The sequence below is a fragment of the Streptomyces sp. NPDC005566 genome, from assembly GCF_040605575.1.
Classification (GTDB): Bacteria; Actinomycetota; Actinomycetes; order Streptomycetales; family Streptomycetaceae; genus Streptomyces.
Genome location: NZ_JBEXDB010000006.1, coordinates 53,947 through 66,873, shown reverse-complemented (window position 1 = coordinate 66,873; position 12,927 = coordinate 53,947). Strand labels below are relative to the sequence as shown.

The following is a 12,927-nucleotide window of genomic DNA, read 5'->3' as shown; positions in this document are numbered from 1 at the left end:
CCGGGCACGTGTGGCACCGAGCAGTGCCGGCACCCCTGTCAGCGTCGCGAACAGTCGGAGCGGCCTCACCGGGCCGCCCGCAGCTGCTCGGCGAAGGCCAGCAGCACCGCGTACTGCTCGGACAGTGCGGCCGGGCCGCCGTCCGGGTCCTTGAAGTAGAAGCCCAGCTCCGGGCGCGCCCCCGTCAGACCGGTTTCGTGGGCGCGTGCCATCAGCCGGGCCAGGTCCAGGACGAGTGGGGCGGCGAGCGCCGAGTCGCAGCCCTGCCAGATCGTCTGCAGGATCATCCGCGAGCCGAGGAAGCCGTCGAACGCGATGTGGTCCCACGCGGTCTTCCAGTCACCCATCGCGGGGACGTCGTCGATGTGGACCTCGCCCTCGGGCGCCGCCCCGAGCGTGTCGGCGAGTACGCGTTCCTTGCCCGCGTTCTTCGCCGCCGCGGCGGCGGGGTCGGCCAGCGCCGCTCCGTCCCCGCCGCCCAGGAGGTTCGTGCCCGACCACGCCCGTACCGGCAGGGCGCGCTGCACGAACATCGGGGCGAGCACGGAGCGGAGCAGCGTCTGGCCTGTTTTGCCGTCGCGCCCCGCGTGAGGAAGTCCGCAGGAGTCGACGGCGTCCTGGAGTGCGGGGCTGCGGAGCCCTGTGGAGGGGGTGAAGTTGACGTAGGAGCAGCCGGCGCGGAGCGCGGCCGCCGCGTAGAGGGAGCTGGCGGGCAGGCGGGTGGCGTCTTCGCCGGGTGCCGGTTCGGTCGACGCGACGTTGATGACGACCGTGCGGGCGAGTGCGTGGCGGCGGGCGAAGTCGACGAGGTCCGCGGCGAAGGCCGTGATGAGTTCCTCGTCGGAGCGGGAGTCACCGGGGAGGGGTCCCCCCAGGCGTATCTCCGCGTCGGCGGCGGCGAGTTCGGCCCGGACGGCGGACGGCAGTCCGTACGGCAGGACCTCTCCGGCGGCGAGTGCCTCGGCCCGCTTGGGCAGCGGGCAGTCGATGGTGTCGTGGCCGCCGAAGACCAGGGAGGTCAGGGGTGGCAGCCCGCTGTCGGCGAAGGGTGGTGTCTCGGTGACCATGCCGGTCGCCGGGTGCAGGCCCGCGGCGATGGCGGCGCACCCCGCGGTGGCGGTGGTGGCGACGGAGCCGCGTGCTCCGATGAACCAGACTCCGGTACGAGCGGCGTGTGCGGTCACGGGCTGCCTCCCTGGGGGGATGAAGAGGGGTGGAGGACGGCGGGCGGGGGAAGGTGTGTGAGCCTCCCCCGCCCACCGTCGGCAGAGGGTGGCCGCCCTACGTGGAGGGCAGCTCCTTCAGCTGGATGTTGCGGAAGGACACCTGGTCGGCGGCCCCGTGGTTCTGCAGGCCGAAGTAGCCGTCCTTCAGGCTGCGCACCGGGTCGGTGTTGGTGAAGTCGTTGATCTTCACTCCGTTGAGGAAGATCTGGAGACGTTCGCCCTGGACCCGGATCTCGTAGGTGTTCCACTGCCCGGGAGGTCTGAGGACCTGGTCACGGGCTTTGATGTTGGCCGATTTAAAGGTGTAGACGGCCCCGGTGGTGCGGTCGGCGGCGTCGGTGGCGTCGATCTGTACCTCGTAGCCGTTGTTCACCGCGGACCAGGGGTCGTCGGACTCCGGGAAGCCGACGAAGATGCCGGAGTTGTCGTCGCCCGCCATCTTCCAGTCGAGCTTCAGCGAGTAGGACTTGAGCTCCTTGGCCTGGTAGGTCAGGAGGCCCATGCCCCCCTCGGAGCGCAGCTCACCGTCGATGACGTCGAACTTTCCGGGGCCGCCCTGCTTCCAGCCGTCGAGCGTCTTGCCGTTGAAGATCGACCGGTAGCCGGTGTCGGGCTTGCAGTCGGCCTTCACCTGGCCGGTGGCGTAGCGCATGCCGCCGAGCAGGTGCGTGCGCAGGGCGGGTTCCGCGTAGGACTCCTTGGTGTGGCCGAGGCCGGTGTAGAAGGAGCGGCCGCCCTGGTAGGCCTGGCACCAGGCGATGGGGTGGTCGCCCTTCATCGTGCCGCCGGTGTAGCTGGTCTCGTCCAGTGTGGCCAGGACCTGGGCCTTGTCCCGGGGGTTGGTGCGGTAGTTGTACCACTCGTCGGTTCGGTCCCAGGCCTCGTCCAGGTGGGCGGTGGCCGGGTGGTCGTGGTTCTCCACGCGGACGGTCGCGGGCTGGATCTGCGGGTGCGAGTCGAAGTACGCGCCGACGAGCCCGCCGTAGAACTCCCAGTCGTACTCGGTGTCGGCGGCCGCGTGGACGCCCATGTAGCCGCCTCCGGTGGCCACGTAGTTCTCGAAGGCCTTCTGCTGGTCGCCGTTGAGGACGTCACCGGTCGTCGAGAGGAAGACGACGGCGTCGTACCGGGCCAGGTTGCTGGTGGTGAACTGGCCGGCCTCCTCGGTGGAGTCGACGGTGATGTTGGTGTCCTTGCCCAGTTCCTTCAGTGCGGCGACCCCGGTCGGGATGGAGTCGTGGCGGAAGCCGCCGGTCTTGGAGAAGACCAGGACGCGTTTGGCCGTTCTGTCCGGGGCGCTGTTCGAGAGCTCGAAGTCGTCGACGTCGTAGAGCGCACCGGCACCGCCCTTGAAGACCAGGAAGAGCTCGGTGGCCTTCTTGGGCGCACCGCGCAGGGGCACGTCGATGTCCTGGAAGGTGTCCCAGCTGCCGGTCACGGGTACGGGCGCCGAGCCGAGGATCGTTCCGGTGGGCGATCCGGTCCGCACTTCCAGGAAGCCTCCCGCGCCGGCCGAGGAGACGCGGGCGGTGAGCTTGGTGGTGCCGCCGAGGATGTACGGGGTGAAGGAGATCCAGTCGTCGTTGTCGATGTCTCCGACGGTCCGGCCGCCGTGGGCGCTCGCCTTCTCCGGTGTGGTGATGCCGGAGGAGTTGTCGAAGTGCTCGGCCTGCCGGTGGCGCGGCTGCAGCTGGGCCTGGTCGCGGCCGGTGAGCGCGGCCTGGCCGCCGCCCCCGCCGTCGGTGTACGTGGCCGAGACGCCACCGTAGATGTTGGCGTTCGGGTCGTGCCCGCCTTCCATCGCGGTCTTGATGGTGCCTTCGCAGCCGTGCTCGGTGGTGATGTCGTGCCCGTGGCTGTCGTGGCCCAGGGTGAACTTGATCACGACCTTGCTGCAGTCGATGGTGCCGTCCTCCGGGTCGGTGACGGTGGCCTTGAAAGGCACCTCGTCACCGAACTCGAACTGCTGTCCGTCGGAGGGGAATTGCAGGTTCACGACGGGCGCGGTGTTGCCGACCGTCACGTGGACGCTCGCCGCCCCGGTGCGTCCCGTCGGGTCCTTGGCGGTCACCGTGGCCGTGTACGTGCCGTTCTTCTTGTACGTGTACGAGGGGTTGGCGTCCGTGGACGTTCCGCCGTCGCCGAAGTCCCACGCGTACGTGAGGGCGTCGCCGTCCGCGTCGGTCGTGCCCGCGGAGGAGAACTTCGCCCGGAGCGGTGCGATGCCGGAGGTCTTGCTGGAGGAGGCCTCGGCGATGGGTGAGCGGCCGCCCGTCGCGTTCTCGATGCGGTACAGCGCGGAGTTCTCGTCGCCGCCGAACCAGGCGAGGCCGTAGTCCAGGACGTACAGCGCCCCGTCGGGCCCGAAGGCCATGTCCATCACCTGGGTCCCGGTCCACGGGATGTCGTTGACGGACTGGACGGCTCCGTCACCGTCCTGCTCGATGCGCTTGATCCACTGCCGCCCGAACTCTCCGGCGAAGAAGTCCCCGTTGTACTCCTCGGGGAACTTGACGGGTGAGTCGAGGTCCGCGTCGTAGCGGTAGACGGGTCCGCCCATCGGGGACTCGGAGCCCGTGCCGAACTCGGGCACGGATCCGCCGTCGTACGGAATCCACGCGGCCTGCGCGGGGGGCAGGTCGACCAGGCCGGTGTTGTGCACCGACTCGTTCTTCGGGGCCGCGCAGTCGAAGGCGGGACCGGAGGTCTTCGTAGCGAAGTCGTAGTCGGTGTAGGCATCGTTGTCACCGGTGCAGAACGGCCAGCCGAAGTTGCCGGCCTTCGTCACCCGGGCGAACTCGACCTGGCCCGCGGGTCCGCGGTTCGGGTCGGCCGCGCCCGCGTCGGGACCGTAGTCTCCTACGTACACGATGCCGGTGGCCCTGTCGACGCTGAAGCGGAAGGGGTTGCGGAAGCCCATCGCATAGATCTCGGCGCGGGTCCTGTCCGTACCGGGGGCGAAGAGATTGCCTTCGGGGGCGGTGTACGAGCCGTCGTCCGCGACCTTGATGCGGAGGATCTTGCCGCGGAGGTCGTTGGTGTTGCCCGAGGTGCGGCGGGCGTCGAACGCCGGGTTGCGGTCGGGCCGGTCGTCGATCGGGGAGAAGCCGTCCGAGGCGAACGGGTTGGAGTCGTCGCCGGTCGACAGGTAGAGGTTGCCCTGCGCGTCGAAGTCGATGTCGCCGCCGACGTGGCAGCAGATCCCTCGGCTGGCGGGGATGTCGAGGACCTTCTTCTCGCTGGCGTTGTCGAGGGTGCCGTCCTCCTTGAGCACGAACCGGGAGAGCCGGTTCACACCGTCGAACTTCGCGAAGTCGGCGGCGGTGCCGGTCTCCGGCGCGTCGCCGGCAGGGGTGTCCAGCGGCGGGGCGTAGTAGAGGTAGATCGCCCGGTTCTCGGCGAAGCCCGGATCGATGCCGACCCCTTGGAGCCCTTCCTCGTCGTGCGAGTAGACGGGAATGGTGCCGGAGACCCGGGTGTTGCCGGCGCTGTCGGTGATGCGCAGCTCTCCGCCGCGGGAGGTGTGCAGCACGCTGCGGTCGGGGAGCACCGCCAGCGACATGGGTTCGCCGGTCTCGGCGGCGCCCTTGGCGAGGGTGACCTGCTGGAAGTCCTCGGCAGCCGCCGCCGGGGCGTCGGCGGTGGCCGCCGGCGATGACCCCAGGGTGAGGGTGGCGGCTGCGAGCAGTCCGCCGGTGAGGAGAGCGAGTGTCTTGCGGGCGCGGAGCCGTCTGCTGCTTCTGTGCACGTGCGTCCTCCGGAGAGTGCCGGTTGTACGGGCGGGTGGAGCCGTACCGTTGCGCGCGGGGACTGCCGCGCTCGTGACACCGGGCACCGTGGGGGACCCGGGTTACGCGAGTCATGCTGTGTACACCCAGTGGACGGTAGACCTGTTCGTCCCGGACGGAAAGCCCTTACGCAGCCCTTGGATCGGCCTTTTTCCTCTGGAAGGACAAAGCGGTGCCGGGGCAGGGCGAGGCGGCCCGGCGGCGGTGTGCACGAACCGCGGGCTGTGGTCACCGGGCAGGCCCGAAGCAGCGGGCCACGTGAGGTGCCGTGCGGCAACTCACGTGCCCGGGCTGTGCATCGAGCCTCCCCGGCGGTGGCGGAGCGGGGTCCAGGACGGAGCCCGGACCTGTCAGTCGCCGCCCCCGAACGCGGCGTCGAACGACGCGCTCGGCGGGTCGAAGTCGAACCGCTTCAGCGAGGCCAGAGCCTCCGGCGCACCGGTCAGGCGGTCCATTCCCGCGTCCTCCCACTCGACGGAGATCGGACCCTGGTAGTCGATGGACCGCAGCATCCGGAACACGTCCTCCCACGGCACGTCGCCGTGTCCCGCGGAGACGAAGTCCCAGCCGCGCCGGGGATCGCCCCACGGCAGATGGGAGCCGAGCCTGCCATTACGCCCGTCGAGGCGCTTGCGGGCCTCCTTGCAGTCCACGTGGTAGATCCGGTCCCGGAAGTCGTACAGGAAGCCGACCGGGTCGAGGTCCTGCCACACGAAGTGGCTCGGGTCGAAGTTCAGCCCGAACGCGGGACGGTGGCCGACGGCCTCCAGGGCGCGGTGCGTGGTCCAGTAGTCGTACGCGATCTCGCTCGGGTGCACTTCGTGGGCGAAGCGCACGCCCTCCGCGTCGAAGACGTCCAGGATCGGGTTCCACCGCTCCGCGAAGTCCTCGTAGCCGCGTTCGATCATGTGCGGCGGCACCGGCGGGAACATGGCGACCAGGTGCCAGATCGACGAACCGGTGAAGCCGATGACCGTGTCGACACCGAACGCGGATGCGGCGCGGGCCGTGTTCTTGATCTCCTCGGCGGCCCGCCGGCGCACGCCCTCGGGCTCCCCGTCCCCCCAGATCCGGGCGGGGAGTATCCCCTGGTGGCGCTCGTCGATCGGGCTGTCGCAGACGGCCTGGCCCACCAGGTGGTTGGACACCGCCCAGCACGTGAGCCCGTACTTGTCGAGCAGCTGCCGCCGCCCGTCGAGGTAACCGGGGTCGGAGAGGGCCTTGTCGACCTCGAAGTGGTCTCCCCAGCAGGCGAGTTCGAGCCCGTCGTAGCCGAAGTCCCGGGCCAGCCGGCAGACCTCCTCCAGCGGCAGGTCGGCCCACTGGCCGGTGAAGAGTGTGAAGGGGCGGGGCATGCGCAGGACCTCCTAGAACGGGACCGGTACCGGGGTGTGTACGGAGTTCTTCTCGGCGCTCTCCTCGACGGCGGCGAGCACCCGCTGCACCTGGAGCCCGTCGGCGAACGACGGTACGGGCGCCGCCCCTTCGGCGATCGTCCGCACCACGTCACGGGCCTGGTGGACGAACGTGTGCTCGTAGCCGAGCGCATGGCCCGGCGGCCACCACGCCTCGAGATAGGGGTGCTCGGGCTCGGTGACCAGGATCCGCCGGAACCCGGCCGAGGTGGCGGGCTCGGTGTGGTCGTGGAAGGAGAGTTCGTTGAGCCGTTCCAGGTCGAAGGCGAGCGAGCCACGCTCCCCGTTGATCTCCAGCCGCAGGGCGTTCTTGCGGCCGGCCGCCATCCGCGTCGCCTCGAAGGAGGCCAGCGCACCGGAGGCCAGGCGTCCCGTGAAGAGCGCCGCGTCGTCGACGGTGACCGCCCCCCGCGCGGTACCGTCCGCTGCGCCCGAGAGACCGGCCGTGGAACCGGCGAGCACGGGCCTTTCGCGCACGAACGTCTCGCTCACCGCGGACACGCCGACCAGCAGCTCCCCCGTCAGGTACTGGGCGAGGTCCACGATGTGGGCCCCGAGGTCCCCCAGCGCACCGGATCCGGCGTGCTCCCGCTTGAGCCGCCAGGTGAGCGGCGATTCCGGGTCGACCAGCCAGTCCTGGAGGTAGGTGGCCCGCACGTGTCGCAGCCTGCCCAGCCGCCCCTCCGCGATGAGCGTGCGGGCATAGGTGACGGCGGGCACCTTGCGGTAGTTGAAGCCCACCATCGCCACCTGGCCGCGCGCCGCCGCCCGCTCGGCGGCCGCCACCATGGCCTCCGCCTCGGCCACCGTGTTGGCGAGCGGCTTCTCGCACAGCACGTGCTTGCCCGCCTCGAGGGCGGCGATGGCGATCTCCGCATGGCTGTCGCCGGGGGTGCAGATGTCCACGAGGTGCACATCGTCCCTGGCGATCATCGCGCGCCAGTCGGTCTCCGCCGCCGCCCAGCCGTGCCGGGCGGCGGCGGCCTCGACGGCCGTACGGTCGCGTCCGCAGATCGCGGCGAGAGCGGGTCTCATCGGCAGGTCGAAGACGTGTCCCGCGGTGCGCCATCCCTGCGAGTGGGCGGCGCCCATGAACGCGTAACCGACCATGCCGACCCCGAGCGTCGCCGTCGGCTGCTGTACCGGCGGCGGAGCTGCGGGCTCCTGCTCCGTCTCTTCCCTACGGGCCATGCGGACTTCCTCCTCGTCGGTGGTTCGGTGGCGGCGGCGGTGCGGGATCAGCTGAAGCCCGTCGGCAGGTACTGGTCGATGTTGTCCTTCGTGACCACGGCCGAGTAGAGGGTGAGGGATGTCGGGATCTCCATCTCGGCGAGACCCGAGACGCCCTTGCCCTGGCCGAGAGCACGCGCAAGGTCGATCGCGGACGCGGCCATCGTCGGCGGGTACAGCACGGTGGCCTTGAGGACGCTGTCGCCGGCCTTGATGGCGTCCATGGCCGACTTGGCCCCGGCGCCGCCGACCATGATGAACTCGTCGCGGCCGGCCTGTTCGATGGCGCGCAGCGCGCCCACACCCTGGTCGTCATCGTGGTTCCACAGGGCGTCGAACTGCTTCTGCGCCTGCAGGAGCTGGGCCATCTTCGCCTGGCCCGACTCGACGGTGAACTCGGCCGCCTGACGGGCAACCAGCTTGATGTTGGAGTAGTTCTTGAGGGCGTCGGCGAAGCCCTGGCTGCGCTGCTTGGTGAGCTCCAGGTTGTCGATGCCCGCGAGCTCGACGACCTTGGCGTTCGACTTGCCCTTGAGCTGCTCACCGATGTAGTGCCCGGCGTTGAGGCCCATGCCGTAGTTGTCGCCGCCGACCCAGCAGCGGTAGGCCTGCGGAGAGGCGAAGATCCGGTCCAGGTTGACGACGGGGATGCCCGCCTTCATGGCTTCGAGGCCGACCTGGGTGAGCGCCTTGCCGTCGGCGGGGAGGATGACGAGGACGTCGACCTTCTTGTTGATGAGGGTCTTGACCTGGCCGATCTGGGCGGCGGTGTCGTTGGAGCCCTCGGTGATCTCCAGGGTCACCTCGGAGTACTTCTCCGCCCGCGACTTGGCATTGACGTTGATCGCGTTGAGCCAGCCGTGGTCGGCCTGCGGGCCGGCGAAGCCGATGGTGACGGGCTTGCCGGGCTTGTCGTCGGCGGCGGGCACATCGGTCTGCGCTGCTGCCTTCTCCTTGGGCTCGTTGCTGGTACAGGCAGTGAGGAAGGCGCCCGCGGAGACGGCTGCGGTTCCGAAGAGCAGTCCTCTGCGGCTGGTTTCTGGCATGGCTGTCAAACCCTTCATCCGGTGCGTGGCATGCGGAACAGCGGGTGGGTGGTCGTGCGGGGGTTTCTCAGGTCTCGCCGTGGCGCGTCGTACGGTGCTGGACCAGGACGGCGGCGACGATGATCGCGCCCTTGGCGATCTGCTGGACATCGCTCTGCAGGTTGTTGAGCGCGAAGATGTTGGTGATGGTGGTGAAGACGAGGACGCCCAGGACGGAGCCGACGATCGTGCCGCGGCCGCCGCTGAGCAGGGTGCCGCCGATGATCGCGGCGGCGATCGCGTCGAGTTCGTAGAGGTTGCCGTTGGTGTTCTGGCCGGAGCCGGACAGGATGATCAGCATGAAGGCCGCGATGCCGCAGCAGAGGCCGGAGAGCAGGTACAGGTAGAGCCGCTGGCGGCGTACGTCGATGCCGGCGAGCCGTGCCGCTTCCGCGTTGCCCCCGACGGCGACCGTACGGCGTCCGAAGGTGGTCCGGTTCAGAATCAGCCAGCCGGCCAGGGTGACGGCGGCGAAGACCAGGACCAGGGGCGGGATCCCGAGGACGTACGAGTCGGGAAGACCCAGGTCGAGGACGGAGTCCACGGTGACGATCTGTGACTTGCCGTCCGTGATCTGCAGGGCGAGACCGCGGGCCGAGGCGAGCATGGCCAGCGTCGCGATGAACGGGACCATGCGCCCGTAGGCGATGAGGACCCCGTTGACGAGGCCGGCGGCCAGCCCGACGATCACGGCGGTGAACAGGATGCCCGCGAAGCCGAACTCCTGGGTGGCCAGCGTCGTCGCCCAGACGGACGCGAGTGCGACCATCGCGCCGACCGACAGGTCGATGCCGCCGCCGATGATGACGAGGGTCATGCCGACGGTGACGACGCCGATGACGGACGACTGGGTCAGGATCAGCTGGAGGTTCCCGGTGTCCAGGAACGCCTCGGGTTCGGTGAGGCCGCCGACTGCCACCAGGGCGAGGAGTACGCCCAGCAGCGAGAGGTTCCGGACGTCGGCGCGCAGGCCGAGTGCGCGCAGGCCACCGCTCTGCTTCGAGGGCGGCGCGTCGGAGGGGCCGGTCAGGGTCCCCTTGTCCGGCCCGTGGTGCTGCGCCGACGGTGCGGGCTGTGTCATGACGTCGGGCTCCCTTCCATGACGAGGTCGAGTACGCGGTGCTCGTCGAGCTCCCGGGCGTCCGCCGTGTGCACGACGTGGCCCTCGCGGAGCACCAGCACCCGGTCGGCGAGGCCCAGCACTTCGGGCACTTCGCTGGAGACGAGCAGAACGGCGAGGCCTTCGTCGGCCAGCCGGCGGATCACGGCGTAGAGCTCGGCGCGCGCGCCGACGTCGACACCGCGGGTGGGTTCGTCGAGCAGGAGGATCCGGCAGCCGCGCAGCAGCCAGCGGGCCAGGACCGCCTTCTGCTGATTGCCGCCGGAGAGGGTGCGGACGGGGGCGTCCGGGTTGTCCGGGCGCAGGGAGAGTTCGCGGGTGGCGGCCTGTGCCGCCTTCCGCTCGGCGCCCCGGTCGACCCAGCCGCCGCGCGAGAAGCGGGACAGGGAGGAGAGGGAGACGTTGCGGGTGACCGACTCGATCAACAGCAGTGCCTGGGCCTTGCGTTCCTCGGGTGCCAGGCCGATCCCGGCGGCGACGGCTGCGCGGACGCTTCCCGGGCGCAGGGGTTTTCCGGCCACGGTGACGCGCCCCGCCGTGGGCTTGCGGGCGCCGTAGATGGTCTCCAGGATCTCGGAGCGCCCCGAGCCGACGAGTCCGGCGAGGCCGACGATCTCGCCGGGCCTGAGCTCCAGGTCGACGGGCGCGAACTCGCCCTTCCTGGCCAGTCCCTCGACCTTCAGTACGGGCTCCGCCACGGCCCGCTCCGTGGAGTGCCCGGGCCGCTCGGGGAACACGTACTCGACATTGCGGCCCGTCATCAGGGCCACGACGTCGCGCGTGGGTGTCGACTTGGCGGGGAGGCCGACGGCCACGGCCCGGCCGTCCTTGAGCACGGTCACCCGGTCGCCGATGCGGCGGATCTCCTCGAGCCGGTGGGAGATGTAGACGACGGCCACGCCGTCGGCGGTGAGACCGTCGACGATCCGGAAGAGGTTGTCGACCTCGTCGGGGTCGAGGGCGGCGGAGGGCTCGTCCATCACGATGAGCCGTACGTCGTGGGAGAGCGCCCGCGCCATGGAGACGATCTGCTGGTGGGCGGCGGAGAGATCGCCGACCTCGCGTGCCGGGTCGATCTCCGGGTGGCCGAGGCGCGCGAGCAGTTCGGCGGCGGCTGCACGGCCCTCACGGGTGCGGACGACGAAGCCGGCGGAGGTCGGTTCGTGGCCGAGGAAGATGTTCTCGGCGACCGACAGCCCCTCGACCAGGTCGAGTTCCTGGTAGATGGTCGCGATTCCGAGGCGCATGGCGGCGATGGGCGAGGAGAGGGAGACGGGCTCGCCGCGCCAGGTGATGCCGCCGCCGTCGGGCTGGTGGGCCCCGGCCAGCACCTTGATGAGGGTGGACTTGCCGGCACCGTTCTGGCCGAGGAGGCAGTGGACTTCGCCGGCCTGGACCTCGAGGTCCACGCCGTCGAGGGCGCGCACGCCGGGGAAGGACTTGGTGATGCCGGACATCGTGAGCAGGGGTGGTTCGGGTGCCATGACGATCCCCTCGGCGAACGGGGTCTCCCCTGCTCGGGCGAAGCCGAGAGCTCGGGGAAGGCCGGTGAGCGGGCAGGTCGCAGTGCAGGCGGTGCCGTACTGCTGACCAAACTGCTGGGCGGGTGCTGCGGGCAGAGCTCGGAACGGGCTGTTACGGAGGTGGCTGCGGAACACTCGGTGAGCGGCGCGCCGGCCCGGACATCAGGCCGGCGAGAACAGGTGGTCGCTGATGAGCCTGGCCGCGCCGATCACTCCGGCGGTAGGCCCCAGCTCACCGAGGACGATGGGGAGGTTGCCCGTGGCCAGCGGCAGGGACTGCCGGTAGACCTGGGTCCGGACGCTGGCCAGGAGGTTGTGGCCGAGCCCGGTCACCCCGCCGCCGATCACGACGAGGCCCGGGTTGAAGAAACTGACGAGTCCGGCGATGACCTGGCCGACCCGGTTTCCGCCTTCGCGGATCAGGTCCAGCGCGGTGGGATCACCGGCTGCCGCGGCAGCGGCCACATCGATGGCCGTGAGCCTTCCGGCCGTTTCCAGCCTGGCCGCCAGTTCGGCGGACTGCCCCGCGCGCGCCGCGTCCTCCGCGTCGCGTGCGAGCGCCGCACCGCTGAAATGGGCTTCCAGGCAGCCCCGGTTGCCGCAGGCGCAGGCGCGTCCGTCGGGTTCCACCTGGATGTGCCCGATGTCGCCGGCGCTTCCCGTCGTACCGCGGTAGACCTCTCCGCCGACGACGATGCCGCAGCCGATGCCCGTACCGATCTTGACGCAGAGGAAGTCGCCGACGGAGCGTGCGACGCCCGCGTGCTGCTCCCCCATGGCCATCAGGTTCACGTCGTTGTCGACCATGACGGGGCAGCCCAGTTCCTGGCTGAGTGCCTCGCGGACCGGGAAGCCGTCCCAGCCCGGCATGATCGGCGGTGCGACCGGGACGCCTTCGGGGAAGCGGACCGGACCGGGTACGCCGATGCCGGCGCCGTCGAATCCTTCGGCGAGCCCGGAGGCCCGCAGCTTGGAGGCCATCTCCAGCACCTGCTCGAAGACGGCGACGGGTCCCTCGCGTACGTCCATGGGGTGGTTGAGGTGGCCGAGCACCTCCAGCTCGGCGTTGGTGACGGCCACGTCGATGGAGGTGGCGCCGATGTCGACGCCGAGGAATCGAAGTGCGGGAGCGAGCCGGATGTTGTGCGAGCGGCGTCCGCCGCGTGAGGCGGCGAGTCCGTCGGCGACGACCAGTCCGGTCTCCAGCAGCCGGTCGACCTCGACGGCGAGCTTGGAGCGCGAGAGGTCGACCTGGTCGCCCAGCTGTGCGCGGGAGTTGGGACCGCCGTCGCGCAACAGCCGGAGCAGTCGCGCCTGATGGGCGTTCGCGGGTCGTGCCGTCATCCGTCTCACGCGTCCCTCCCCGCCACATCGGCCAGTCCGTCGGGCTTTCGAGTGGAACGTAGCAGCGCTTTCCCCGAGTGGGAAGAAGTTGAGCGTGAATCCGCTCCAACTTTCTCCACACCGAGGACAAAGGTCTCCCGGGGCGCCACCCGGCGGAGGGTTCCGGCACCGCCGCTGCGGCTCCGGCGGGTGGGCG

At 70.3% G+C, this 12,927-nt stretch carries 8 protein-coding genes; all 8 read right to left on the bottom strand.

Annotation, left to right across the window (positions count from 1 at the left end):
* Positions 1-65 precede the first annotated feature (65 nt).
* The 8 genes from ABZS61_RS11175 to ABZS61_RS11140 all read right to left on the bottom strand — a co-directional run bounded on the left by ABZS61_RS11175 (position 66) and on the right by ABZS61_RS11140 (position 12,731).
* Positions 66-1,184 carry an inositol-3-phosphate synthase gene (locus ABZS61_RS11175; RefSeq protein ID WP_356417911.1) on the bottom strand — a complete coding sequence of 373 codons (1,119 nt, stop codon included), beginning with the start codon at positions 1,182-1,184 and terminating at the stop codon, positions 66-68.
* Between the two features lie 97 nt (positions 1,185-1,281).
* Entirely contained in the window at positions 1,282-4,974 is a 3,693-nt protein-coding gene (locus ABZS61_RS11170; protein ID WP_356417909.1) for a ThuA domain-containing protein, read from the bottom strand.
* A gap of 390 nt (positions 4,975-5,364) precedes the next feature.
* Positions 5,365-6,369 (bottom strand): sugar phosphate isomerase/epimerase family protein, encoded by a 1,005-nt coding sequence (locus tag ABZS61_RS11165; protein WP_356417907.1) that lies wholly within the window; start codon positions 6,367-6,369, stop codon positions 5,365-5,367.
* A 12-nt stretch (positions 6,370-6,381) separates the two neighbouring features.
* Positions 6,382-7,620 carry a Gfo/Idh/MocA family oxidoreductase gene (locus ABZS61_RS11160; RefSeq protein WP_356417905.1) on the bottom strand — a complete coding sequence of 413 codons (1,239 nt, stop codon included), beginning with the start codon at positions 7,618-7,620 and terminating at the stop codon, positions 6,382-6,384.
* A gap of 47 nt (positions 7,621-7,667) precedes the next feature.
* Complete coding sequence (locus tag ABZS61_RS11155; RefSeq protein ID WP_356417903.1) at positions 7,668-8,705, bottom strand: substrate-binding domain-containing protein; 1,038 nt, start codon at positions 8,703-8,705, stop codon at positions 7,668-7,670.
* A gap of 67 nt (positions 8,706-8,772) precedes the next feature.
* The gene (locus ABZS61_RS11150; RefSeq protein WP_356417901.1) at positions 8,773-9,825 is read right to left on the bottom strand and encodes an ABC transporter permease; all 1,053 of its coding nucleotides are present in this window, start codon (positions 9,823-9,825) and stop codon (positions 8,773-8,775) included.
* Positions 9,822-11,348, bottom strand: coding sequence for a sugar ABC transporter ATP-binding protein (locus tag ABZS61_RS11145; protein WP_356417899.1), 1,527 nt, complete (start codon positions 11,346-11,348; stop codon positions 9,822-9,824). Before ABZS61_RS11145 ends, ABZS61_RS11150 begins: the two co-directional genes overlap by 4 nt.
* A 201-nt stretch (positions 11,349-11,549) precedes the next feature.
* On the bottom strand, positions 11,550-12,731 hold the full coding sequence (locus tag ABZS61_RS11140; RefSeq protein WP_356417898.1) for an ROK family transcriptional regulator: 1,182 nt from the start codon (positions 12,729-12,731) through the stop codon (positions 11,550-11,552).
* Positions 12,732-12,927 lie beyond the last annotated feature (196 nt).